The organism is Roseovarius mucosus, assembly GCF_002080415.1.
In the GTDB taxonomy this organism is placed as follows: domain Bacteria; phylum Pseudomonadota; class Alphaproteobacteria; order Rhodobacterales; family Rhodobacteraceae; genus Roseovarius; species Roseovarius mucosus_A.
This window is the reverse complement of record NZ_CP020474.1, coordinates 2,686,017-2,710,549: the sequence shown is the minus strand read 5'-3', so window position 1 is coordinate 2,710,549 and position 24,533 is coordinate 2,686,017. Positions and strand designations below refer to the sequence as shown.

Genomic DNA, 24,533 nt, shown 5'->3' with positions numbered 1-24,533 from the left:
GCCATGCCCCATGCGGGCACTGACCTGCCAGCGGATATTGCAGCGCGGCTCAACGACACCGGGCGCGCACTCAGCGATACAGATTGGCATATCGACCGGCTCTATGATGGTCTCGTGCCGGAGGCGAGCGTGGTTGCCGCGCGCTTTCACCGCTATGTCATCGACGCCAATCGCGATCCGTCTGGGACAAGCCTTTATCCCGGACAAAACACCACGAGCCTAGTCCCTTTGACCGATTTTGACGGTGCGCCCCTCTGGTCCACACCCCCGACCGAGGCCGATACCGCAGAGCGGCTTGCCCAATTCCATGGCCCCTATCACGCGGCACTCAGCGCCGAACTTGACCGGGTACAGAGGCGGCACGGCTTTGCCATCCTCTATGATTGTCACTCGATCCGCTCGGAAATCCCGTTTCTCTTTGACGGGCGGTTACCCGATTTCAACATCGGCACCAACGACGGGGCCACCTGCGCCCCAGCACTTGCCGCCCTAACAGAGCGCCATTGCCATGCAGCATCCCGCTACACCACCGTCACCAACGGACGTTTTCGCGGCGGCTGGACCACGCGTCACTATGGCCGCCCCAAGGACGGGCTGCACGCCATACAGATGGAACTGGCGCAAGCCACCTATATGCACGAAGCGGCCCCGTGGGACTATGCCCCAGACCGCGCCACGGATTTACGCGCTGTGCTGGCCCCGATGCTGCGCGAGATTGCAACGCTCGATCTGAGCGCTTCGCACGCCTAAGCCCTTGCCGGTAACAGCCTTGCCTTGGCAGGGCGGTTTGCATAGCCTGATCGCAGTATTCCTTGTGAATGCTGGCTACAATGCGGGGAACACGCAGGACTGCGCCCTGCCAAATCAGGGAGAAACAGATGCAACAGCTTGTCAGGGGCGCACGCGGCCTCATCGTCGGGGCGGCGCTTGCGGTCGGAATGGCCACGGGCGCGCTCGCACAGGACCTCAAATTCTTTACCATCGGGACCGGCGGCACCGCCTATACCTATTACCCGGTGGGCGGCGTCCTCGCCAATGCCATCTCCAAACCCCCCGGATCGCGCCCCTGCGAAGAAGGCGGAAGCTGCGGTGTCGAGGGCCTCATCGCCTCTGCCGTGTCGTCACGCGGATCGGTGGACAACGTCAACGCAATCATGTCGGGGCTGCGCAACTCCGGCTTTGCCCAGTCGGATGTGGCCTATTGGGCCTATACCGGCACCGGCACGATGGCGGGCCAGCCGCCCGCCGAAAAACTGCGCACCATCGCGGCGCTTTTTGACGAGCATATCCACCTCGTTGCCCTCGCCGACAGCGGCATCGAGAGCGTCAAGGATCTTGCGGGCAAGCGTGTCTCGCTCGACGAGCCGGGATCGGGCACCTATGTTGATGCGGGTCTTATCCTTGAGGCCAATGGCCTCTCGGTTGACGACGTGACCGCCGAGGCGCTCAAGGGCGATGCCGCCTCCGAAGCGCTGCGCAACGGCAAGATCGACGCCTTCTTTGTTGTCGCAGGCTATCCGGCAGGCTCTTTGGTGGAACTGGCCTCTGCCGCCGATATCAAATTGGTGCCCATCGCAGGCGAGGGCGCGGCAGAATTGACCGCCAAATATAACTTCTTCTCGCAAAGCGCGATTCCCGAAGGGGTCTATGAAGGGGTCGGGGCCACGGAAACCGTCTCGGTCGGGGCACAGTGGTTCACCTCTGCCGATGAAGACCCCGACCTGATTTATGAAATCACCAAGGCGCTCTGGAATGAAAACTCGCGCATCCTTCTCGATGTGGGCCATGCCAAGGGCGCGACAATTACCCTCGACACCGCGATCAGCGGCGTGGGCGTTCCTCTACACGACGGGGCCGAACGCTTTTACAAAGAGGCCGGGCTGATCAAGTGATCCGCCGCGCCTGACCCCAAATCCCGGCCGCCGCACCCCGGTGGCCGGGATTTCCTTTTCGCCCCCCACAGCAGGACAGACCCTATGGCCGATCCCGACCTCACCGCCGAAGAGCTGCACGAGATCGAACGCAAATACGATCCCGAACTGGCGTTTCGCCCCACCGGGCGCGGCATTGCCATTCTGGTCTCGGTCTGCCTTGTGGCGATGTCGGCCTATCATTTCTACGCCTCGGGCTTTGGCCTTGTGCGCGAAGTGCTGCACCGGGGCATTCACCTGTCCTTCGTGTTGGGCCTCGTGTTCCTGCTCTTTTCATGGCGGCGCAGCACCAGCACCGCCTTGCCCGCGTCAACATGGTATCGGATTTCCGGCGTGCCGCTTCTCGATCTGGTTTTTGCAATCATGGCGGTGGCGGCGGCGATGTACCTGCCTCTCTTGCCCCCTGCCGCGCTCTCGGTCCGGGTTGGCAACCCTTCAGAGCTGGATGTGCTGATGGGCACGGCCCTTTTTGTGCTGACGCTCGAGGCTACGCGCCGCTCAGTCGGTCCGACCCTGCCGATCATCGCACTTGTGTTTGTGGCCTTCGCCATTTTCGGCCCCTACGCCCCCGGCGCGCTCAAACATGGCGGGGCCAGTTGGGAAGGGTTGATCAATCACCTCTACATGACCAACCAAGGCATCTACGGCATCGCCATCGGTGTGATGGCGCAATATGTGTTCCTCTTCATCCTCTTTGGCGTGCTGGCCACGCGCATCGGCCTTGGCCAGTTGTTCATCGACCTCGCGATGGTCATCGCTGGCCGTTACGCCGGTGGCCCGGCAAAGGTGGCGATCTTTTCCTCGGCCTTCATGGGGACCATCTCGGGCTCGTCCATCGCCAATACCGTGACCACCGGCGCGCTCACCATCCCGGCGATGAAGCGCGTTGGCTATCCCGCCCATTTTGCAGGCGCGGTCGAGGCCACTTCGTCGACCGGCGGCCAGATCACCCCACCGATTTTGGGCGCAGCAGCCTTTATCATGGTGGAATATCTGGAAATCCCGCTGCGTGACATTCTGGCGGCGGCCCTTTTCCCGGCCATGCTGCACTATTTCGGCATCTTCATCATGGTGCATCTTGAGGCGCGCAAGCTGGGCCTGCGCGGATTGCGCGCCGATGAACTGCCCAACGCGGGTTTGGTGCTGCGCCAGCACTGGCTGTCGATCATCCCACTTGGCATCCTTGTCTACCTGATCCTCAGCGGCAAGACGCCTGATTTCGCCGCTGTCTATGGTATCATCGCCTGTGTCGTGGTGGGCATTCTCAACCCGGTCAATCGGTTGACGCTGCGCGACCTGTGGCAGGCCTTGGCGGACGGCGCGCGCAACACGCTGGCTGTGGGGGCCGCCGCCGCCACGGTGGGCGTGGTCGTCGGCGTTGTCACCCTCACGGGCGTCGGCTTTCGTCTGGGCTATGTGGTGGTGCAAACCGCAACCGACATGGGCGCAATGCTCAGCGAAATGTGGTTACTCAGTTACTTCAGCCTGCAACAATGGGCGCTCTTTGTTTCGCTCATCCTGATCGCGGTATCCTGCATCATCATGGGCGCAGGCATTCCAACGACAGCCACATATATCATCCTTGTGGCGGTCGCAGCGCCTGCCCTCGCGCAGTTGCAGGTCGAGCCACTGGTGGCGCATTTCTTTGTCTTCTACTACGGCGTTCTGGCCGATATCACACCCCCTGTGGCGCTTGCGGCCTATGCGGCGGCAGGCATCGCCGGGTCCAATCCGTTTCGCACTGGCAACACCGCGTTTCGTCTCGGCATCGCCAAAGCGCTGGTGCCTTTCGTGTTTGTCTATTCACCAGCTCTCTTGCTGGTGACGGATGGGTTCACATGGTCCGCCTTTTCCATCACCTTGATAGGCGCGATGCTTGGGATTGGCGGGCTCGGAGCAGCCTTTTCCGGTTATCTGCTTGCCCCAATGCGCGGATGGGAACGTTGGGCCGTGGGGCTGACCTCGCTTCTCTTCATCGCGCCCGGGCTTATGACCATGGCAATTGGCCTCTTGCTCTGGTCACCCATCCTCGTCTTGCAATGGCGCAAAGCGCGCCTCAGCGCGGCATTGCCCGAATGAAAGCCCCGCAAAACCCCTATGACGTGGACGGCTTTCACGCCGAGGCGATTGCCGCCGGGCGGCATCGTGACGTGGTGGGCGGACGGTGGGAGGAAACCGGGCGGGTGCAGATGACGCTTTTGCGCGATGCGGGCCTCTTGCCGCATCATCACCTGCTGGACATCGGCGCAGGATCATTGCGGCTGGGATGCAAGGCGGTGCCCTATCTCGAGCCGGGGCATTACTGGGCCACGGATGCCTCGCGCGCCCTTATGCTCGCAGGGCATGCGGCAGAGCTGACAGACCCCGCACGCCTCAGCCCCGGTCACCTGATCGAAGATACCCGGTTCGACTATCCCGGCGTGCCGGGGTGCATCACCCATGCCATAGCGTTTGCGGTGTTCCCGCATCTGCCCATGGCGCATCTGCGGCGCGCGCTGACCAATCTGCGCCGCTTTGACCGGCTCGAGGCGTTTTTCTTTACCCTCTTCCTTGCCCCGGACGCCACGCATGCCGCCACAGCTTATCGTCAACCGGACGGCGTTGTGACCCATGACACCCGCCCGCCCTATCACATCCTGCCCGAGGATGTGGACCATATGGCCCATGTCACCGGCTGGCAGGCGGCGCGCAGCCCCCTGCGCCTGCCGCGCGGTCAGGTGCTCTATACCGCGCGGCCGATCCGTTGACTTGCCGCCGCTGCATTTTCTTGCGGCATATTATTTTTGCATCTGTTAAGGTGCTGCAAACCCGAAAGAGGTCGGAATGAGCAGCAAGCCCGAAATGAATGATGCCCTGCGCGAACATATCATCGCGCAACCCGATCTGATCCTCGAGGATCAAGATCTGATGCGTGCCCTGATCGCCGCCAACGAGCGGGCGATGGGCGGCAATATCGTGGACCTGCGCGGCATTGCGATGGATAGGCTCGAAGCGCGGCTTGACCGGCTTGAAGACACGCATCGCTCGGTGATCGCGGCGGCTTATGAAAACCTTGCGGGCACCAATCAGGTGCATCGCGCCATCTTGCGCATGCTTGACCCCGTCGAATTTGAAACCTTCCTACGGGATCTTGGCGGCGAAGTGGCGCATATCCTGCGGGTGGACGCCGTGCGCCTCGTGCTCGAATCCGTGCAAAATGACAGCGATCCCGCGGTGCGCCGTCTCGGCGATGTTTTGTCGGTCGCCGAACCCGGCTTTATCAGATCCTATCTCATCGGCAGTCGCGATGTGCCCGCGCGTCAGGTGACCCTGCGCCAGATTGAGGAGGGTGACATGCGCGTCTATGGCCGCGAGGCACCCTATCTGCGCTCCGAGGCGTGCCTATTGCTCGATTTCGGTGCAGACCGTCTGCCCGGCATGCTCGCCATGGGGGCCGAAGACCCGCATCAGTTCAGCCCGCAACAGGGCACGGATTTGTTGGCCTTTTTCGCGGGAGTTTTCGAGCGCACCATGCGCCGCTGGCTGTCATGATCTCAGAGGCCGCCCGCGACGCGCTGTCGACATGGCTGGCCACGCAAAAGGCGCTCAAGGGGGCCGCCGCCAATACAATTGATGCCTATGCGCGCGATGTTGGCGACTTCCTGCGCTTCATGACACTGCACAATGGCGAAATACAGGGCTTGGGCGCGCTCTCTCGCATCACCACCTCTGACATGCGGGCCTGGATGGCCCATACCCGTGGCGGCGATGTCGGGCCTCGCTCGCTCGCGCGGAAACTCTCGGCGGTCAAGAGTTTCTATCGCTGGCTGTCCGAGCGCGAAGGGTTTGAACCAACCGCCGTTCTCGCAACACGTTCGCCGAAATTCCAGCGCAAATTACCCCGCCCCCTTTCGCCCGAAGCAGCATCGGACATGATCAATACGCTCGACGCGCAGAGCCTCACGCCATGGATCGCCGCACGGGATCAGGCGGTCGTGACCCTGCTCTATGGCTGCGGGTTGCGGATATCCGAAGCGCTGAGCTTAACCGGCGCAGACCTGCCGCTGGGGCAGGTTTTGCGCATCATCGGCAAAGGCGGCAAGGAACGGCTGGTGCCGGTGATCGAGCCTGCCCGCGCGGCGGTGGCACAGTATGCCCGCCTCTGCCCCTATGACATCCCTCGCAATGGCCCACTTTTCTTGGGAGCTCGCGGCGGTGCGCTCAGCCCGCGCCTGATCCAGAAGGTTATGGAACAGGCCCGCGCGCAGCTTGGCCTGCCCGCCACCGCCACGCCCCACGCCATGCGCCACAGCTTTGCAACGCATCTTTTGAATGCGGGTGGCGACCTACGTGCCATTCAGGAACTTTTGGGGCATGCCTCGCTCTCGACCACACAGGCCTATACGGGCGTTGACACCGCCCGACTGATGGAGGTCTACGCCCGCGCTCATCCGCAGGGGGGCGGGTAGCGCCGGCATCACTTGGCCCCGATCAATACCCGTATTTCGCGATGCTCTCACCCTCGGCCCGGTTCATAACCACGCCCAAGAGCGGCGTATCCGAACCAAACCGCGCCTTCACATCGCGGATATGCTGCGCGGTCGTGCGACCGCCGCCAACCACGATCAGCACCCCGTCAAATTGCGGGCGGAACCCCAATACATCGTCGTAATAGAGTGCAGGCGGCATATCGAAAATCACCACATCCGGGGCAAGGTGGTGATACATATCCTGCAACACCTCACCGGTTTCCGGCGCATGTAGAATTTCGGCGGCATAGGGCTCTGCCCGGTCGTTGAGACCCATGGCGAGGGTTTGACCGATATTGAGCAGGTTATCCTCAGGACAGGTCAGAAAGCGTTGCAAAGGGATATCCCCGCTGAGAAACCCGGCCATGCGACCGGGATCGGGCTGGCCAAGGGTTTGGGCCAGCGAGGGGCGCCGCAAATCCATATCCATCAGAACGGTGCGCACACTTGATTGCCGCGACAGGCTGATCGCGAGATTGGCCGCAACAAAGGATTTGCCGCAATCGGGCGTGGGCGAGGTGATGGCAACCCGATGCCAGCCATGGGCGCGCAGCGCCGCCAAGAGTTTGGTGCGCAGCACGTCAAAGGCCACATGCGCAGGATCCTCACGCGTGGCGGAAATGAGCCGGTGCTTGGCCAGATGTTTGGGATCAAGCACGACACGGCGCAAGGCAGGCCAAAGCAAGGCTGCGGGGCGCGAGTCTGCCGGGGTCTCCAAAGCGGCCAAAGCAACCGGCTCAGGCTCAGGCTCAGGCTCAGGCTCAGGCTCAGGCTCAGGCTCAGGCTCAGGCTCAGGCTCAGGCTAGGCTCAGGCTCAGGCTCAGGCTCAGGCTCAGGCTCAGGCTCAGGCTCAGGCTCAGGCTCAGGCTCAGGCTCAGGCTCAGGCTCAGGCTCAGGCTCAGGCTCAGGAATGTTCAGCGATTCGGGGCTTAGGGCAAGCGGTGCCTCTTCTTCTGTCGGATCCGCCACTGGCATTTCGGGGAAATGCGCCGCGTTCTCTTCTGCCTCAGCCTCTAGCGCGGCCCGGCGCGCAGCGCGGCGGCGCATATATTCTTCATGTCGCGTCAGGCTCATGACCACATCCCACGGCACAGCCCCGCGCCAAGGCGCGCGCCTGTGTATCTGCTAAGGATGGCCTGTCCTGCCATTGCAAGGTCTCCTGCCCGTTGGAACGGGTATGCCCAGAGATTCCGGCAACAATGCGACCAAAACCGCAGGATTATATGCCCCATCTCCTTGTTCAGAACCCAATCAGCCCGGCACGGTCCACGGCCTCTTGCAAGAATTCTTCGCGGTTCGACACCGGTTTCCAGCCCAACAGCGCCTTGGGCTTGGCGTTGTCGAACTGCGCGTAATGCGCCCGCGATTGCCAGTCGCGCAACGAGGCCCGGATCACACCGGGGCGGCGAAGGGCATAGGTCTTGAGCGCCGATTTGACCGCATCCGCCGCCCACATCGCCGTCAGATTGCCCGAACTCACGCGAATTCCCGCACCCAACCGCATATGGATGGCATTAAAGTATGTGCGCGCTGTCAGGGGAACATCGCCGACGAGGTTAAAGGAGTGCCCCGGCGCGGCCACACTTTCGCCCATGCGGATCAGCGCGTCGGAAACGTCGCCGATCAGAACGAAAGGCAGGGGGTTATCCCCCGTCCCCCAAAGCCGCACAGCACCCGCCCCATGCCAACGCCCAATGCCCCAATGTTGCAACGGACCGCCATGCCCCACCACAATACCCGGTCGTGCGATGGTCAGTGGCAGGCCGTGATCACGCTGCATCTCCAAAAGCCGCCGCTCGCATTCCGCTTTGGAGCGGGCGTAGAGATTGCGGTCGGTCATATCCTGCGCGAAGGGCGTCGATTCGGTGATGACCGTCTGCGGGTTGGACATGTCATAAGAGGCAATCGTGCCGGTATAGACGAACCGCCTGACCCCCGCAGCCAGTGCTGCGTGCGCAATACGGTCCGATACGGCAACGTCATTGTCCAGACAGTCCTCCCATGTGGTGCCAAGCGCGCGGGCGAGGTTGTAAACGACGTTGATCCCCTCCATCGCGCGGCACAGCCCTGCCTCATCGCGCAAAGACACCGCGCAGGTCTCGACAGTCTCGGGAAGGTCGTCAAACGGGCCATGCGCACCGCGCGACAGCACCCGCACATCCTGCCCGCGCGCCACCAAGGCGCGCGTCAGGTCACGACCCAGAAATCCCGTGCCACCGATCACCAACGCCGTGGGCTTTGGATTGCGCTGCGCCTTGGGCGGTGCCCATGTCTCGCGGCCCTGATTGGGCATCACCGCAAGAGCCGCATCAATCGCACGCATGACACCCTCTGCGGCCATGCCATCAAACCGCGGATCAAGCGGCTTACCCTCGCGAATGGCAGTGTAAAACGCCTCAAATGTGCCAACAAACCCAAGCGCATAGGGTGATTTGCGATTCAGCGATCCGGTCTGGCGCGCCGCATTGCCCACGCCCTCGCGCAGGTGACCCCAAGCAGCGCCCATCTGGCGCAAGAACGGGTTGAGCACCAGATCAGCGGTGTTCTCATGGGTTACAGTCAGCACATCGGCGGCGTAATCCAACCGCGCAAGACCCGAAGACCCGCGTAGCGTGACAGAACGATCATCAACGCTCTCAACCAATTGCAGGTTAAAGGCGATATCAACGCCGCCCGCCTCTGCCGTGATCCGCCAGCTTTGCGGTCGTACGCCAGCCCCCGGTAGGGCCACAGGCTTGCCCAGATACACCCCGGAAACTGTGACTGAACCAAAAAGGTCATGCGCAAAGGCAAAAAGATGCGGCCCAAGCTCTAACAACAGATTACGAGGTTCGCGCAAGAGCCAGAGACCATAAGGGCCAGAGCGCAAAGGGGCCAATGGCAAGGCCCAGGTGATCTCGGCGCTGGAAATACGACCCAAGTCGCCGCGCCCGATCTGCGCCTTGAGGCGTTGATAGCCGGGCAGCCCAAGGAAATTGTGCCCGGCGGCAAAATGGCGGTTTGCCGCCCGTGCAACACTGGCAATCCCGGCGGTCTCTTCGCCCGAGAGGGCCACCGGCTTTTCCACCAGCACATGCAGCCCCGCCGCCAGACATTTGCGCGCCAGCACCGCATGGCTATCGGGAGGCGTAAGGATATGCACCGCCTCGACCGCGCCGCTTGCAATCATGTCATCGAGCGCGGTAAAGGCCCGCGCCCCATGCACAGCAGCCAAGACCTCGGCGGCGGAGGTCGACAGATCACAAACCGCCGCCAGCCGCACACCCGGCGTCAGCTTGAGCGCCTCGGCATGCCAGCCCGCGATATAGCCCGCGCCGATGAGACCCACGTTGATTGCTTTACTCATCACAGGTTTCCTTACTTATACTCGATAATTTGCATCGACGCGCCGCGCCATTTGCGCAGCTTGTAGGTCAGCATGCCGATCAGATTTGGAAATTTGGATAGGCTGAGAAAAATCGCCTGATGCAGCGCGCTTCGCGTGTCCATCCCCGAGGTGCGCAGCCCCTGCACCGTCTTGGCGTAGGACATCGCATAGGCCGACAAAACGCCGACCAGCAATGGAAACCAGAAAAGCCCTGCCACCGCCAACAAAGGCAGGGCCAGCCCATAAACCCAGACCCGTGCGCGTTCCCGCGCAAAGTAGCCGGGGTGCAATTCTCCCACCTGAGCAAAGCCATGCCCCGAGCGCGCTGCCCGCTGCCACCATTGGCCAAACGTCCGCATCGCGGCATCATGCCGGGTCATCGGTTCGGCCAAGCGGATCAGCCGCCAACCCGCCTTGCGCAGACGTTGGCAGAATTCTTCATCCTCAGAAGCGATGATTGTGCCGTCAAAGCCGCCAACACCTTGAAAGGCTGAGACCCGCAGCAACATATCGCCGCCGCAGGCTGTGATCTCACCCGCAGGCCGGTGCCATTCGTGATCGCACAGCGCATTGTAGACCGAGGCCTCAGGGTAGATTTCCGACCGCCAGCCGGTGACAAGGCCGATGCTGTCATCCGCCATCAGCGCCGCCGCAGCCCGGTCGATCCAGCCCGGCACCACGATGCAATCGCCGTCGATGAATTGCACCGCGTCGGGCAGGTCTGTGGACAGTGCGGCAAAGCCCGCGTTGCGTGCCCGCGCCGCGGTAAAGGGCATCATTGTATCCAATTCGACCACCTCAGCCCCCGCCGCGCGTGCCGCCGCCACGCTGCCATCGGTTGAGCCGCTGTCGACATAGACCAACCGCAGCCCCTGCCCGCTGAGCGACGCAAGGCTCGCCTCCAATCGCGCGCCTTCATTGCGGCCAATCAGGACAACGGCGATTCTCATTCTTGCCCCTCCGGTCTGAGGTGTTTGGGGGGCACGCCCTCTGCATACCCCTCAAAGAGAGCGGCCAGCCATGCCGCCTCGATGTCCGAGGCGAATTCGGCTTGCACCCGTGCGCGCCCAGCCACGCCCATATCGCGGCACAGATGGGCATCATAGAGAAGTCGCCCAATCGCCATGCGCAGGGCATGAGCATCACCCGGAGGCACCAAAAGACCGCTCACCCCATCCTCGACCAGCTCTGGCACGCCTGCAATGCGGGTTGTCACGACCGGCACCCGTGCCGCCATCGCCTCCATCAACACGACTGGCACGCCTTCGGCAAAGCTGGGCAGGATCAAGGCCGTCGCCGTTTGCAGCAGATCCGCCACCTCCGCCTGTGACCGATAGCCCGCAAACGTGATCCGCGATGTCAGGCCCATTTCGCGGGCGCGCCGCTCTAGTTTGCTGCGCTCTGGCCCATCCCCCACCAACGTCAGATGCAGCGCGGGATGATCGGCGCTCAGATCACGCACCGCGTCCAGCAGCATCGGAACGCCCTTGACCCCCGCCAGCCGCCCCACAAACAAAAGCTGCGCCGGTTCAGGCATAGCGGGGCGCTCATACCGCGCCGGATCAACACCGCAATGGACGATATGCAGCTTGCCCCAATGCTCCGGATCGGAAAACGCCATGGCCTGAGAGCGGGCGAAATGACTGATACAGGCGACGAAACGCGCGCGCGCAATCTTTTCATCCAGCCGCCAGCGATAGGGCTCATAGAAAATATCCGGCCCGTGCAGCGTGAAACTATAAGGAATACCCGACATTTCCGACATGAGCATCGCCACGGTGCAGCTGGATTTGGCGATATGATTGTGCAGATGCGTCAGCCCACGGGCGCGCAGATGCTCCGCCAGAACGGCGGCTTCGGCCAGATAGATGAACTGGTAAAGCGTGGCTTTGATCCCGCCGGGGCTGGTGCGCCATGCCAAACGCAGCGCGCGCAGCCATGCACCCGGCCTGCGCCACGCCGCCAGATGCGCCGCGATCAGATGCCGGGGCGAGAGGGCGGCTTCGAGAACATGAAATGTTCCCACGGCCTCGGTCTTCTGCTCGGGTCCGGTGTGATGCTCTGGCCCCGTGCGCCGGATCGAGCATGTCTCGACAGTCAAGCCTCGGGCGCGCAGGGCCGCCACTTCGCGCTGAATAAAGGTATCGGTGGCGCGGGGATATTCGCCGGTCAGATAGGCGATGCGCAAGCTCATGTGGCGGCCTTTGTCGCGCGCAGAAACGCGGTGTCGAAATCATCCTGCGGCACCCAACCAAGCGCCAGTTCTGCCGCTGCGATATCATAGCGGAGCGGCCGCATGCGCGCACGCAGCACGGCGGGGCGCAAGAGCCCCGGCAGCCGCGCGCCCAAAGGCGAGAGCAGCCACGCCAAAGGCAGAATAAGCCGCCAGTTGAGCGGCACCACATGGCGCGGCCAGCCTGTGCGCCGCAGGGCGGCCACATACCGCGCCCGCGTCGGCAGGTCCGCGCCCAGAATATTGAGCGCGCGCCCCTCGCCCGGTGCCTCTGCAGCCAATGCAAAGGCGCGGGCACAATCGGCCAAAGAAACAACCGGCACCTCACCGCCCTGCTCCATCAGGATCAAGGCGCTGCCGATACCCGGCCCCAAATGGGCATTCATTACCCGCCCCGGTCCAAGGATCGCACCGGGGCGCAAGATGGTGTGCCGCAGACCACTCTCGCGCAACATCGCCTCTTGCGCCAGCTTGGCACCGGCATAGGCATCACGCTGCTCAGGGTGGTCTTCCAGAGGCGTCGCCTCGGTGACAACGCCCATTGCATCGGCGCTATAGACTGCGATCGAACTCGACAGCACCAGACGCGGCGGCAGGGGCTGTGCCTGCATCGCCGCAATGAGGCGGCGTGTGGCGTTCAGCGTGTCACTGGTTTGCACCGCCCAATCGCCCGAGAGCGCCCCGGCCAGATGAATCACGCAATCAACGTCCTCGAAAAACCCGCCCAGATCATCCGTCGCCAGATCGACATCGGCGCGCGTCACCCCGCGCACCGCATGCCCGCGCGCACGCGCCTCGGCCATAACCGCGCGGCCCAAAAACCCGCCTGCCCCCGTCACGATCAGGTTCAGACCCATGGGGCAACCTCCATCGGGGCGCAGCGGCTTTCGATCTCGACCACACCGGTTGGACCCTGAAGCGCCAGCGTCACCTCGGTCAGATGCAGCGCCATTGCATTCGTCAGCCGACAGGCGCGCCCTTCGGCCAGAGCCGCCAACATCTCGGCTGGACCAAGCGCGAAATTCATCGACGCCGCCCCCCACCGCCCCACCTTGGGATGCGAGGGCCCACGCGCGCGGATGCGCCGCCCGATCGGATGCTCGATCAGCCTGCGCCGCAAGGTGAACCGCCGGTAAAACCGCACTGCCGCAGCATTGTCCCAGACTTCACGCACCTGAAGCACACCCTTGTCGCCAAAGATACGTAAACGGTGATCATGACTGCCCACAATTGAGCAGGTCAGCCGTGTCACCGGGCCATTTTCAAAGAAAAGCGTGGCCACCGAAACATCAGGCGCACCGCTCGCGCCGGGTTTGTCAGGGATCACCTCGGCAGAGGCAGACACGACCCGCGTGACACTGCCGAACATCGCGATGAGCCAACTGAGCACATAGCCTGCATGCTCCAGCGTGCAGCCAACCGCGAATTCATCGGCATGGGGCCACGCCGCGCCACTTTCGCTCTGCCATTTGGCGTAGGGGGCTTGCGGGATAAAGCCATCATCCATCTCGGCATAGATCAGTCGGGGCGTGCCCGCCACACCGCGCCGCACGGCTCCAATCAGCACCTGCGCTGCCTCGCCCAACAAGGACGAGGGCGCAGAAGCCAGCATGAGGCCGCGCGCCTCCGCCAGATCATGCAGCGCGCGGGCCTGCGCCAATTCCAGTGTCAGCGGCTTTTCGCACCAGACGTGATGGCCCGCCTCCAGACAGGTGCGGCTCACGGCAAAATGCGCCGAAGGGTTGGTGAGGTTCAGCACGACATCGCCGGGGCTAAGCCGCGCCAAGAGGCTCTCAAGCGTTGGCGCACGCGCAACGCCCCAATGCGCTGCAAACGTTGCGATACGGGCTTCGTCATGGTCATGGGCGGCGACCACGGCAATCTCGGGATGGGCCGCGAGCGAGCGCATATAGAGATCGGCAACGAATCCGCACCCCACCAGCGCCACACGCCCCAGCTTTGCCTCTCGGCTGCTGTTCCCTTTGCCCTGTGCCTGCATCATTGCCCCTGTATCTCGGCCTTCGGTTAATCACAGGATCATGGCGAGAATCTGACCATTTCCCTACAGTTTCAAGCCTTTGCGAGCCCATGATGCAGCGCGGGCACAGTCGCCCTTCGCAGCGCCGCGAAAGCCGCGCAATTTCGCCCTAGTGTCACCAAGTCCTGCGGTTCATATAGCATCAAACGCCGCGACTGTCGCAGGGGGATCGGGTGGAATTTCGCATTCAGGATGAGGTGATACGCATCGCGCCCCGCGATGCCTCGCGTCTGTTGTCGGTCCTCAGAGATCGGTTTCGTGCCCGGCGCGGCTTTGCTCTGGCAACGCTGAACCTCGATCATCTGGTGAAACTGCGCCACGATTCCGCGTTTCTGGCGGCCTATTTACGGCATGATCTGGTGGTTGCCGATGGCAATCCGGTGGTGTGGTTGTCACGCCTTGCGGGGCGTCCCGTCGGGCTGGTGCCGGGCGCGGATATGGTGGTGCCCATGGCGCGGCTGGCGGCAGAGGCCGGGGCAAGCGTGGCCCTTGTCGGCAGCACAGAGGCAGCCTTGCACGCCGCCGGAGAGGCGCTTTGTGACCGTGTTCCGGGGCTGGTGATTGCCGCACGCATCGCGCCGCCGATGGGGTTTGATCCGTTGGGCGCGCAAGGGACAGAAGTGATTGCCGCGCTGCGCGCCTCGGGCGCGGGGCTGTGCCTTTTGGCGCTTGGCGCACCCAAACAAGAGATTTTCGCCGCCCGCGCCCACGCCGCACTGCCGCATATGGGATTTGCCAGCATCGGTGCCGGTCTTGATTTCATCGCAGGCGTGCAACCCCGCGCGCCCCTTTGGGCGCGGCGTCTGGCGCTCGAATGGCTATGGCGGATGCTGTCCAGCCCACGTCGGTTGGTGCCGCGCTATGCACGCTGCGCGGCTATTCTGCCGGGGCTGATGGTTGCGGCGTGGCGCCTGCGCGGCTGACACTGCGCCGCCGTGGCCCCCAGAGTGCGGCCCCCCCCAGGATCACGCCCGAGACCGTGGCGATCATGCCCGCCGCACTGACCGCGTTGTCATAGCCCAGCCAGAGCGGGCCATAGCCCGCCAGCACATAGCCTAAGACCGCCGATAGCGTGGCAAACCCTACGCTCCACGCCACTTGGCGACCCAGCCGGTCTGTCATCAGCCGGGCGCTTGCGGGCGGGCAGATAAACATCGCAATCACGATGATTGAGCCCACTGCGTCAAACGCCGCCACCGCCGCCAATGCCGCCACCGCAACAAGCGCCAGCCCCAAGATAGCCGTTGGGATGCCCATGGCGCGGGCAAACCCCTCGTCAAAGGTTGCAATCACAAGTGGCCGCCATAGCACCGCGATAAAGAGCGTCGTGCAGATCAGCACCGCTACCATACGGCCCAATTCGGGCGGCAAACCCGCCAAAGCCGCGGGATCGGTCAGCGCGCCCCAACCATAGCCATCCAGCCAGATCAGGCTTTCTAGATTGCCATAAAGCGCATGTTGAACATCGAGATGCACGCCGGACGCAGCACTTTGTTCCAAGAGCAGCACACCGCCCGCGAACATGGCAGTAAAAACCACGCCCATCGCCGCCCCCGGCTCGATCCGGCCGAGACGACGGATCGCCTCGATCAGGATCACAGCCACCAATGCCGCAGCCGCAGCCCCCAGCATCATCGGCCCGGTGGCGACCATGCCGGTCACGAGGAATCCGGCCACGATCCCGGGCAACACCACATGGCTGATCGCATCACCGATCAGCGCCTGCCGCCGCAACAGCAGGAAATTCCCCGGCAGCGCACAGGCCACCCCCGCTGCAATGCCAATCAGCAGTGGCGCGAGCGACAGCATGACGAAATCCTGCCCCATCACACCGCCCCCTCTGGCCCAAGCCTCCGGTCGAGTGCGGCGATCTGATCGCCCGTCAACACCTCGTCCAATGGGGTCAGACCATCATACCGCGCTGCCGCTGCCTCGAACGCCGGGTCCGAGCGCAGGATTTGCCAACGCCGCTCATCCAGCCGCGCCCGCGCCGCCATGGCACGCCCTGCCTCGGTCGCAACTCCATCGGCGCGCGCCAGACCCGCGCGGCGCATCAATCGCAGCGTCAGCGGCTCATAGACCGGCTGCCCCGCCGCCAGCGCCAAGAGACCTTGGCGCAGATGCACCCGCCGCTGGAACCGCAGATGCCGCAGCGCCGCTGCCAGCACACCGCGACCCGGCGCCATCAAGAGCGACAGCACGAAAAGCGCAAAGGCCGCCAGCACAATCAGCGGCCCGGTGGGCAGGTCGGGTGCCGTAGCGGAAAACGCCGCGCCGAGATAGCCAGCAACCCCGCCAACCGCGCCCGCGATCATCACCACATGGCCTGCGCGTTCCGACCAGAACCGCGCCGCCACCGGCGGGATGATCAAGAGCGCCACGATAAGCACAAGTCCCACCACCTTGAGCCCGGTCACGGTAATGGCCAGCGCCAGCCCCATCATCGCCAGATCGACACGCGCAAGCCGCATCCCCTGACCCACAGCATAGTCCGGATCAAAGGCCACCAGGATCATGGGCCGATGCAAGAGCCGCACCAGCGCCAGAACCACGACACCGCCAGCAGCAATCGTCAGCGCCTCATCGCGCAGCATGCCCGCGGTAGCGCCCAACAAAAAGGTTTCCAGACCCGCCTGCCGCCCCGCATCCATCACCTGCACCACCGTCAGCAGGACCACGCCAAAACCAAAGAACACCGACAGCACCGCGCCAATCGCGGCATCCTCATGCAACCGCGTGCGCGTTGTCAGCCATGTCACCGCCAAAAGACCAAGCACCGCCGACAGCGCCGCCCCCAGCATCAGACCGGGCAAAAACCGGCCCTCGCCACCCAGCGCCACCATCACCATGAACCCCAGCACGACACCGGGCAGCGTGGCATGGCTAATGGCATCAGAGACCAGCGCGCGCTTGCCGAGATAAAGGTAGGTGCCCGTCGCACCCGCGCCCACGCCCAGCATGGCAGCGCCCAGCGTGACCAGCGTGGCGTTATAACCCAGTTGCAGCGTGAGCGCGTCCCAGAGCATGCTCAGCCCGCCGCCGCCCCACCCATCTGCGCCAACGCCAACCGTCCGCCATAGGCGGCTTGCAAATGATCGGGGGTAAACACCTCGGCCACCGGCCCTTCGGCAATAGCGGTGGTGTTGATGAGAAACACGCGGTCGAAATATTCGGCCACCGTGGCCAGATCGTGATGTACGGCAATGACCGTCTTGCCTTCGGCCCTGAGGCCATGCAGCACTGCGATGATTGCCTTTTCCGTTGCGGCATCGACCCCGGCAAAGGGTTCATCCAGCAGATAAAGATCCGCCTCCTGCGCCAAGGCGCGCGCCAGAAACACCCGCTGTTGCTGCCCACCCGAGAGCTGTCCGATCTGGCGATGCGCAAAGCCCTGCATGCCAACTCGATCGAGACAGGCCATGGCCCGAGCACGGTGGCTGGCCCGTACCCGGCCCAAGAGACCCAATTCGCGGGCCAGCCCCATCATCACCACATCGAGCACACGGGCCGGAAAATCCCAATCCACGCTGGCGCGCTGCGGCACATAGGCAATCTGCGCGCGCCGCTCTTGCAGCGGACGCCCAAGGCTTGTGACCTGTCCAGACAGAGGCCGGATGATCCCAAGCGCGGCCTTGAGCAGCGTCGATTTGCCTGCGCCATTAGGGCCGACAATCGCCGTCATCTGGCTTGGGTGAAAATTGACATCAACGGAAAAAACAGCAGGCTTCTCGCCATAAGACACCGTCAGCCCCCGGATCGATAGCGGGCTGTCGGTATTGGGCGCGGGCCGTGTTCCGACCAGTTCCAATGGCATGATCATCCCCCTGCCGACAGATTGCCATCCATGCCCCGTGCTGGGGCAGTGCCGCCAAGGGCATTGGCAATGGTCGTCACATTATGGTCAATCATGCCCAGATAGCTACCCTCATAGGTGCCCGGCGTACCCATGGCATCCGAGAACAGCTCGCCACCGATGATCACCTGATGCCCCTCGGCCGCCGCACCTTCGATCAAGGCACGGATATTACGATCCGACACGGTGCTTTCGACGAACACTGCGCGGATTTCACGACTGACCAGCAGATCGACCAGATCACGGATGCGCGCCAGACCGGCCTCAGATTCCGTGGATAGCCCCTGAATGCCCTCCACCTGATACCCATAGGCCCGGCCAAAATATCCGAATGCGTCATGCGCCGTGACCAGCACGCGCGCAGGCTCAGGCACAGAAGCAAGCGCGCCGGTGGCGTAGTTGCCCAATCGCGCCAGTGCTTCTTTGTAGCGCGCGGCATTGCCGGCAAAGAAATCCGCATCCTCGGGCCGTTCGGCGCTCAGCGCCTCGGCGATGCGATCCACAACAGAGGCCCACAACTCTGGCACCATCCAGACATGCGGATCAAAGCGCCCCTCGTAATCCTCATGCGCGATGCGCGCGGCCATGGGCACCGCCTCGCCCACCGGGACAACGGGCGAACGGGCGGCGAGTTTCAGCAAAAACTCTTCCATCTGCGCCTCAAGATAGAGGCCATGCCAGAGCACCAGATCGGCGCGCGCGAGGGCAGCGATATCGCTGCGGGTCTGACGATAGGAATGCGGATCAATCCCCGGCCCCATCAGGGCCCGCACCGCAACCCGGTCGCCGCCCACAACCCGCGCGGCATCGGCGATCATGCCGGTGGTGGCAACCACCTCGAGCGGGGCGGTTTGGGCGAATGCAGGGCGTGAGGCAAGGACTGCCGCGCCAATCGCTAGGCCAAGCGCGCGGCGGCGGGTCAGAGACGGAAAGGCTGTGATATGATGTGACATGAGAATGAATATGAGAACTATTCGCAACAAGTCAAGGGCTCCTCCGGCCCGATTGATCCCCCTCTGCTTTCATGCCACCGTCGCGGCTGAGGCACGAAGGAGGGAACCACCATGCAGGGTCAGATGATGCATCGGCCGCTCAGGATCATAGACATCCTGTTGCACGCCGCCGAGGCGCATGCCGCCGAAGGCATCGTATCCGCACGGGTTGAAGGTGACCTGCACCGCCAGAGCTATCCGCAAACGCTGGTGCGGGTGGCGCAACTTGCGCAGGCGCTGACCGCATTGGGCGTTGAACAGGGCGACCGGGTTGCCACTTTGGCATGGAACGGCCACCAACATTTTGAGCTCTACTACGGGGTCTCCGGCATCGGTGCGGTCTGCCATACGCTTAATCCGCGCCTCTCGCATGAGCAATTGCTTTACATCATCGCCCATGCCGATGACCGGCTCTTGTTCCTTGATCTTTCCTTTGTGCCGCTGATCGAGGCGATCTTGCCTGATCTACCACAGGGTCTGCGTTTCGTGATCCTGACCGACCGCGCCCATATGCCGGACTGCTCTTTTGACGCGCTCTGCTACGAGGATTTGCTGGCCGCGCAGCCGCCCGATTTTGACTGGCCCACCTTCCCCGAGGATACAGCCGCCGGTCTTTGCTACACCTCTGGCACCACAGGCAATCCCAAGGGCGCGCTCTACACACACCGCTCCACTCTGCTGCATGCATTGCAAGTGCCGCTTTGCCAGACCTCCAGTTTTCGTGCGGGGGCGCGCGTGCTGCCCGTGGTGCCGCTCTTTCATGTCAACGCTTGGGGATTGCCCTATGTGGCGCCGCTCACGGGGATGACACTTGTGATGCCGGGGCCAAATCTGGACGGGGCCAGCCTCTTTCGCCTCATGGAGGCCGAGGGTGTCTATTCCGCTTGGGGGGTGCCAACCGTCTGGGCGGGGCTGCTTGCGGAGATCAAGGCACAGGGCCGCATTCCATCCGGCTTTGCCGATCTGGTGGTCGGCGGATCGGCCATGCCGCGCGTGATGATCGAAGCCTATGAGACGCGCGGCGTCATTGTCTCACAGGCGTGGGGCATGACCGAAACCAGCCCGATTGGGGCCTATGGCGTGCTGTCCCCCGCGCTGCAAACGGCACTGCTGCCAGAGAGGATCACCGCCAAATGCTGCGCAGGGCGGCGGCTTTTTGGGGTAGATTACAAGATCGTCGATGATGCTGGCCAACGCCTGCCGCATGACGGACAGGCGGCAGGCGAGCTATACATACGCGGCAACACTGTGATCAGCGGCTATTTCAACAACCCCGAGGCCACCCGCGCCGCGATGGATAGCGAGGGTTGGTTCGGCACCGGCGATGTCGCCTCGGTCAGTCCCGAGGGGCGGCTCACGATCCGCGACCGCTCAAAGGATCTGGTGAAATCGGGGGGCGAATGGATCAGCTCGATTGATCTGGAAAACGCCGCCCTCTCGCATCCCGGCATCGCTGCCTGCGCGGTGATCGCCGTGCCGCATCCGAAATGGGACGAGCGGCCAGTTTTGGTGGCGGTCGCCACGGGCTCAGAGCGCCCCACGCTGGCCGATGTCTGCACCCATATGGCATCGCATTTCGCCAAGTGGCAATTGCCCGATGATCTGCTGTGGGTCGAGGCACTGCCAATGACCGCCACCGGCAAGGTCTCGAAACTGACACTGCGCGACCAGTTCGCCGATTACATCCACCCCGACATTCGCGGGGACAGCGCATGAGCGGTCTTGACACAGACGCCGTCGCCGCATGGCTTGCCGTGCATTTGCCGGGCTTTGCCGGGCCGCTCACGGCGCAGAAATTCAGCGGCGGGCAATCCAACCCGACCTACCGTCTCATAACGCCCACGCGCAGTTACGTACTGCGTCGCAAACCGCCCGGCGTTCTGTTGAAATCCGCCCATGCGGTCGAGCGGGAATTTCGTTTGCAACGCGCGTTGCAGGACACATCGGTTCCTGTCGCCCGCATGCACATCCTGTGCGAGGATGAAAGCATCATCGGCACGCCCTTCTACATCATGGACGAGGTCAAAGGCCGCAGCTTTGACGCCCCCGCGATGCCCGGTCTCACCCCGCCCGAACGCCACGCTATCCTAGACGAGATGAACCGCGTTCTGGCCGCCATCCATGACGTTGATCTCGTGCAAACCGGCCTTACAGACTACGGCCCGTCCGGCAATTACTACCGCCGGCAGGTGGACCGCTGGTGCGCGCAATATACCGCCACAGCCACCGATGACCTGCCCGAGATGACCGCCCTTATGGCCTGGCTCGATGCGCATATTCCCGAAGATGACGGGCAACGCACGCTGGTGCATGGCGACTACCGCCTCGACAATCTGCTTTTTGCGCCCCATGGCACCGCGTGCGTTGCCGTGCTGGATTGGGAGCTGTCGACCCTTGGCCACCCCTACGCTGACCTCGCCGCCGTGATCATGCAATGGTCTATGCCCGCAACCGCAGAGGGGCGCGGGCTGGCGGGAGTGGACCGCGCCGCCCTTGGCCTCTGGTCGGATGCGGAGTTCATCGCCCGCTATTGCGAAAGACGCGGGATTGCGCCCATTGAGGGGTTCCATTTCTACCTCGCCTTCAGCTATTTCCGCATGGCGGCCATCCTGCAAGGCGTCAAAAGACGCGCGCTGGATGGCAACGCCTCTGACCCCGCGCGCGGTCTGCGTCTTGGGGAGTATGTGCCCGAATTCGCCCGCGCGGGCCTCTCTGCGACCAAGGACAAGATATGACGCAAGACATAGACCCAAACCTGCTTGAACCCCCCTCTGCGCTGCAAACCCATCTTGGATATCGCCTGATTGCCTGGTCCACAGATTTTGCGCGGATCGAACTGCCGCTAGAGCCGTTCCTGATGAACCGTCAGGGGCTGCCGCATGGCGGCATCCACGCCACGCTGCTCGATACCGCCATGGGCTTTTGCGGCTGCTACACCGGCGACCCGGCGCGGCAACAGATGGCTCTGACCCTGTCGCTCACAGTCAATTATCTGGGGCAGGCCAAAGGCACGCGGCTCGTTGCCGAGGCCCGCCGAACGGGCGGCGGCAAATCGACCTATTTCGCAGAAGGCATTGTGCGGGATGACAACGGTACGCATATCGCAACCGGTACAGGCGTATTCCGGCTGCGGCGGGATCAGGTTCAATAATCAGTAGTTATGGTTACAGTTAGTAAATCCAATTATTAATTATTGAACGCATCTGTTACACGACCCGAGGATAACGCGCGTGGCCACTGGAATCGGTCGCATTCTGATCGGCGCAACCAGACCACTCACCAACGACAACGATCTAGGTAGGAGACGAAAATGGACGGTAACAACATCGGCAAATGCCCGGTCATGCACGGCAGCGTGACAGAAACAGGCGCCAGCGTCATGGATTGGTGGCCCAAATCCCTCAATCTCGACATCCTGCATCAGCACGACCAGAAAACCAATCCGCTCGGCGCAGACTTCAACTATGCCGAAGAGGTCAAGAAACTTGACTTCGAGGCCGTCAAGGCCGACGTCAAGGCGCTGATGACCGACAGCCAGGATTGGTGGCCCGCCGATTGGGGCCATTACGGCGGTTTGATGATCCGTCTCGCCTGGCACTCGGCTGGTTCTTATCGTCTGGCCGATGGTCGCGGTGGCGGTGGCCATGGCAATATCCGCTTTGCTCCGCTGAACAGCTGGCCGGACAACGGCAACCTCGACAAGGCGCGCCGCATTCTCTGGCCGGTCAAAAAGAAATACGGCAACAAGCTGAGCTGGGCCGACCTGATCCTGCTCGCGGGCAACATGGCGTATGAATCCATGGGCCTTAAAACCTATGGCTTTTCCTTTGGTCGTGAAGACATCTGGCACCCCGAAAAGGACACCTACTGGGGCGCGGAAAAGGAATGGCTGGCGCCGAGTGACACCCGCTATGAAAGCGTCGAAAACCCGGCCACGATGGAAAACCCCCTCGCCGCTGTGCAGATGGGCCTGATCTATGTGAACCCCGAGGGCGTGAACGGCCAACCCGATCCGCTGGCGACCGCCGGTCAGGTGCGCGAAACCTTTGCCCGCATGGCGATGAATGACGAAGAAACCGCGGCACTGACCTGTGGTGGTCACACCGTTGGCAAGGCGCATGGCAATGGCGATGCGTCGACATTGGGGGCAGAGCCTGAAGCGGCAGACGTCGAAAATCAGGGCTTTGGCTGGGTCAACCCGAACCTGGGCGGCAAAGCCACCAATGCCGTGACCTCTGGCATTGAAGGGGCCTGGACCACACACCCAACCAAGTGGGACATGGGCTATTTCAAACTGCTGTTCGGCTATGACTGGGAACTCACCAAATCCCCGGCGGGCGCGCAGCAGTGGCAGCCCATCGACATCAAGGAAGAGGACATGCCGGTTGATGCGACCGACCCGTCCAAGCGCGTCATGCCGATGATGACCGATGCCGATATGGCGATGAAAATGGATCCGGCCTATCGCGCCATCTGCGAAAAGTTCATGGCGGACCCGGCCTATTTCGACGATTGCTTTGGTCGCGCGTGGTTCAAGCTGACACACCGCGACCTCGGACCGCGGACCCGCTACATTGGACCGGACGCCCCCAAAGAGGATCTGATCTGGCAAGATCCGATTCCGGCAGGATCGACCGGCTACGATGTCGCCGCCGTCAAGGCAAAGATCGCCGCAAGCGGTCTGAGCCTGTCGGATATGGTCGCCACCGCATGGGACAGTGCTCGCACCTTCCGCAACTCTGACCTGCGCGGCGGTGCCAATGGCGCACGCATCCGTCTTGCCCCGCAAAAGGATTGGGACGGCAACGAGCCTGACCGTCTGGCACGGGTTCTGGCAACACTTGAACCCATTGCAGCCGAAACCGGGGCGAGCGTGGCGGATGTGATCGTTCTGGCCGGCAATCTCGGGATCGAACAGGCGGCCAAAGCGGCAGGGTATGCCGTTGAGGTGCCGTTTGCCCCCGGTCGCGGCGACGCAACGGCAGAGATGACCGATGCCGCGTCTTTCGAGGTGCTGGAACCGCTGGCCGATGGCTTCCGCAACTGGCTCAAGAAAGACTACATTGTTGCGCCCGAAGAAATGTTGCTCGACCGGGCACAGCTCATGGGGCTCAATGCGCATGAGATGATCTGCCTCATCGGCGGCATGCGGGTTCTGGGCACCAACCACGGCGACACGGCGCATGGCGTGTTTACCGACAAGGTGGGCGCGCTGACCACGGACTTCTTCACCACGCTCACCGACATGAGCTACAAATGGGAGCCGAATGGCGATGGCACCTATAACATCGTAGATCGCAAATCCGGTGCCGTGAAACACACGGCCACCCGCGTCGATCTGGTGTTCGGCTCGAATTCGATCCTGCGCGCCTATGCAGAGGTCTACGCACAGGACGATGCGCCCGAAAAATTCGTGTGCGATTTCGTCGCCGCATGGACCAAGGTGATGAACGCCGACCGTTTCGATCTGGCCTGATCGGACTGAGCATTCCAATCAGAGAGGCGCGGCGAGAAATCGCCGCGCCTTTTCGTTTCCGCCCCCTTGATCGCTTTTGATTTGGAAACAATCGGGCTATTCTGTGACAAGAGCCACACAACCAAGGGGCCGGAC

Annotated in this window: 21 protein-coding genes; 11 read left to right on the top strand and 10 right to left on the bottom strand. The window is 62.9% G+C overall.

Features of this window, described 5'->3' with window-relative positions; translation table 11 throughout:
* Window positions 1–3 precede the first annotated feature (3 nt).
* The 6 genes from hutG (at window position 4) to ROSMUCSMR3_RS12960 (ending at window position 6,379) form a co-directional block, all read left to right on the top strand.
* Complete coding sequence (hutG, locus tag ROSMUCSMR3_RS12985) at window positions 4–750, top strand: N-formylglutamate deformylase (RefSeq protein WP_050775724.1); 747 nt, start codon at window positions 4–6, stop codon at window positions 748–750.
* A gap of 128 nt (window positions 751–878) precedes the next feature.
* Window positions 879–1,892, top strand: coding sequence for a TAXI family TRAP transporter solute-binding subunit (locus tag ROSMUCSMR3_RS12980; protein WP_081507569.1), 1,014 nt, complete (start codon window positions 879–881; stop codon window positions 1,890–1,892).
* Window positions 1,893–1,976: 84 nt separating this feature from the next.
* On the top strand, window positions 1,977–4,010 hold the full coding sequence (locus tag ROSMUCSMR3_RS12975; protein WP_081507568.1) for a TRAP transporter permease: 2,034 nt from the start codon (window positions 1,977–1,979) through the stop codon (window positions 4,008–4,010).
* Window positions 4,007–4,678: a class I SAM-dependent methyltransferase gene (locus ROSMUCSMR3_RS12970; protein WP_081507567.1), complete on the top strand. Its 672-nt coding sequence runs from the start codon at window positions 4,007–4,009 to the stop codon at window positions 4,676–4,678. The genes ROSMUCSMR3_RS12975 and ROSMUCSMR3_RS12970 overlap by 4 nt, the downstream gene beginning before the upstream one ends.
* A gap of 76 nt (window positions 4,679–4,754) precedes the next feature.
* On the top strand, window positions 4,755–5,462 hold the full coding sequence (locus ROSMUCSMR3_RS12965) for a DUF484 family protein (RefSeq protein WP_081507566.1): 708 nt from the start codon (window positions 4,755–4,757) through the stop codon (window positions 5,460–5,462).
* Window positions 5,459–6,379 carry a tyrosine recombinase XerC gene (locus ROSMUCSMR3_RS12960; protein WP_081507565.1) on the top strand — a complete coding sequence of 307 codons (921 nt, stop codon included), beginning with the start codon at window positions 5,459–5,461 and terminating at the stop codon, window positions 6,377–6,379. Before ROSMUCSMR3_RS12965 ends, ROSMUCSMR3_RS12960 begins: the two co-directional genes overlap by 4 nt.
* Window positions 6,380–6,401: 22 nt before the next feature.
* Here ROSMUCSMR3_RS12960 and ROSMUCSMR3_RS12955 read toward each other — a convergent pair whose 3' ends face one another.
* The 6 genes from ROSMUCSMR3_RS12955 to ROSMUCSMR3_RS12925 form a co-directional block, all read right to left on the bottom strand.
* A complete protein-coding gene (locus tag ROSMUCSMR3_RS12955) occupies window positions 6,402–7,124 on the bottom strand; it encodes a CpsD/CapB family tyrosine-protein kinase (RefSeq protein ID WP_198385522.1) in 723 nt (240 codons plus the stop codon).
* A gap of 555 nt (window positions 7,125–7,679) precedes the next feature.
* Window positions 7,680–9,785, bottom strand: a complete 2,106-nt coding sequence (locus tag ROSMUCSMR3_RS12945; protein WP_081507563.1) for an NAD-dependent epimerase/dehydratase family protein — start codon at window positions 9,783–9,785, stop codon at window positions 7,680–7,682.
* A gap of 11 nt (window positions 9,786–9,796) precedes the next feature.
* Window positions 9,797–10,756, bottom strand: a complete 960-nt coding sequence (locus tag ROSMUCSMR3_RS12940) for a glycosyltransferase (protein WP_081507562.1) — start codon at window positions 10,754–10,756, stop codon at window positions 9,797–9,799.
* Window positions 10,753–12,000 (bottom strand): glycosyltransferase, encoded by a 1,248-nt coding sequence (locus ROSMUCSMR3_RS12935; RefSeq protein WP_081507561.1) that lies wholly within the window; start codon window positions 11,998–12,000, stop codon window positions 10,753–10,755. Before ROSMUCSMR3_RS12935 ends, ROSMUCSMR3_RS12940 begins: the two co-directional genes overlap by 4 nt.
* On the bottom strand, window positions 11,997–12,896 hold the full coding sequence (locus ROSMUCSMR3_RS12930; protein ID WP_081507560.1) for an NAD-dependent epimerase/dehydratase family protein: 900 nt from the start codon (window positions 12,894–12,896) through the stop codon (window positions 11,997–11,999). The genes ROSMUCSMR3_RS12935 and ROSMUCSMR3_RS12930 overlap by 4 nt, the downstream gene beginning before the upstream one ends.
* Window positions 12,887–14,041, bottom strand: coding sequence for a Gfo/Idh/MocA family protein (locus ROSMUCSMR3_RS12925; RefSeq protein WP_081507559.1), 1,155 nt, complete (start codon window positions 14,039–14,041; stop codon window positions 12,887–12,889). The genes ROSMUCSMR3_RS12930 and ROSMUCSMR3_RS12925 overlap by 10 nt, the downstream gene beginning before the upstream one ends.
* 209 nt (window positions 14,042–14,250) lie before the next feature.
* Between ROSMUCSMR3_RS12925 and ROSMUCSMR3_RS12920 the strand changes: the two genes are divergently transcribed.
* Complete coding sequence (locus ROSMUCSMR3_RS12920; RefSeq protein ID WP_081507558.1) at window positions 14,251–15,000, top strand: WecB/TagA/CpsF family glycosyltransferase; 750 nt, start codon at window positions 14,251–14,253, stop codon at window positions 14,998–15,000.
* On the opposite strand, the gene ROSMUCSMR3_RS12915 is transcribed toward ROSMUCSMR3_RS12920, so the two are convergent.
* The 4 genes from ROSMUCSMR3_RS12915 to ROSMUCSMR3_RS12900 are packed head-to-tail and all read right to left on the bottom strand — an operon-like array spanning window position 14,954 to window position 18,883.
* Entirely contained in the window at window positions 14,954–15,904 is a 951-nt protein-coding gene (locus ROSMUCSMR3_RS12915) for a metal ABC transporter permease (protein ID WP_198385521.1), read from the bottom strand. The genes ROSMUCSMR3_RS12920 and ROSMUCSMR3_RS12915 overlap by 47 nt on opposite strands.
* The gene (locus ROSMUCSMR3_RS12910) at window positions 15,904–17,103 is read right to left on the bottom strand and encodes a metal ABC transporter permease (protein ID WP_008279376.1); all 1,200 of its coding nucleotides are present in this window, start codon (window positions 17,101–17,103) and stop codon (window positions 15,904–15,906) included. The genes ROSMUCSMR3_RS12915 and ROSMUCSMR3_RS12910 overlap by 1 nt, the downstream gene beginning before the upstream one ends.
* Window positions 17,104–17,105: 2 nt before the next feature.
* Window positions 17,106–17,897 carry a metal ABC transporter ATP-binding protein gene (locus ROSMUCSMR3_RS12905; RefSeq protein WP_081507556.1) on the bottom strand — a complete coding sequence of 264 codons (792 nt, stop codon included), beginning with the start codon at window positions 17,895–17,897 and terminating at the stop codon, window positions 17,106–17,108.
* The gene (locus tag ROSMUCSMR3_RS12900; protein WP_081507555.1) at window positions 17,894–18,883 is read right to left on the bottom strand and encodes a metal ABC transporter solute-binding protein, Zn/Mn family; all 990 of its coding nucleotides are present in this window, start codon (window positions 18,881–18,883) and stop codon (window positions 17,894–17,896) included. The genes ROSMUCSMR3_RS12905 and ROSMUCSMR3_RS12900 overlap by 4 nt, the downstream gene beginning before the upstream one ends.
* A 111-nt stretch (window positions 18,884–18,994) precedes the next feature.
* Here ROSMUCSMR3_RS12900 and ROSMUCSMR3_RS12895 point away from each other — a divergent pair, with 111 nt between their 5' ends.
* The 4 genes from ROSMUCSMR3_RS12895 to katG all read left to right on the top strand — a co-directional run bounded on the left by ROSMUCSMR3_RS12895 (window position 18,995) and on the right by katG (window position 24,398).
* Entirely contained in the window at window positions 18,995–20,638 is a 1,644-nt protein-coding gene (locus ROSMUCSMR3_RS12895) for a long-chain fatty acid--CoA ligase (protein WP_081507554.1), read from the top strand.
* Window positions 20,635–21,657: a phosphotransferase family protein gene (locus ROSMUCSMR3_RS12890; RefSeq protein ID WP_081507553.1), complete on the top strand. Its 1,023-nt coding sequence runs from the start codon at window positions 20,635–20,637 to the stop codon at window positions 21,655–21,657. Before ROSMUCSMR3_RS12895 ends, ROSMUCSMR3_RS12890 begins: the two co-directional genes overlap by 4 nt.
* Window positions 21,654–22,073 (top strand): PaaI family thioesterase, encoded by a 420-nt coding sequence (locus tag ROSMUCSMR3_RS12885; protein ID WP_008279381.1) that lies wholly within the window; start codon window positions 21,654–21,656, stop codon window positions 22,071–22,073. The genes ROSMUCSMR3_RS12890 and ROSMUCSMR3_RS12885 overlap by 4 nt, the downstream gene beginning before the upstream one ends.
* Window positions 22,074–22,232: 159 nt before the next feature.
* Window positions 22,233–24,398, top strand: a complete 2,166-nt coding sequence (gene katG, locus ROSMUCSMR3_RS12880; RefSeq protein WP_081507552.1) for a catalase/peroxidase HPI — start codon at window positions 22,233–22,235, stop codon at window positions 24,396–24,398.
* Window positions 24,399–24,533 lie beyond the last annotated feature (135 nt).